Annotated in this window: 1 protein-coding gene; it reads left to right on the top strand. The window is 76.4% G+C overall.

Annotated elements, in window-relative coordinates:
• Nucleotides 1–334: hypothetical protein (locus AN218_RS37140; protein ID WP_216311816.1), on the top strand; the 334-nt coding region annotated here is incomplete at its 5' end.
• Between the last annotated feature and the right edge of the window lie 5 nt (nt 335–339).

The raw sequence follows: 339 nt of genomic DNA, 5'->3' as shown, positions 1-339 counted from the left end.
GCCGATCCCGATACCGCCCCCGACGACCACGACGGCCGCCCTCGAAATCGTCGTCGTCACGGCGGCCTCCGCCGCCCTGACCCTGGTTCTGGCCGCCCTGGTTCTGACCGCCGCCCTGGTTCTGGTTCTGGCCGCCGCCGTCGCCGCCCTTGCCGCGGCCGCGCTGGCGGTCGCGCTTGGAGGGACGGTCCTGCTGCTGACGGCCTCCGCCGTCGCCGCCGCGGCCGTCGTTGCGGTCGCCGCGCGAGCCGTCGCCCCGGCCGCCGCCGTCGTTCTTGTTCTGCTGGCCGCCGTCACCGCGGCCGTCGCTCTTGCCCTCGGCGGCGTCCACTGAGGCCT

It is taken from the genome of Streptomyces nanshensis (assembly GCF_001751255.1).
Classification (GTDB): Bacteria; Actinomycetota; Actinomycetes; order Streptomycetales; family Streptomycetaceae; genus Streptomyces; species Streptomyces nanshensis_A.
Note: the sequence above shows the minus strand (reverse complement) of the source record. Positions and strands in the feature narration are given on the sequence as shown.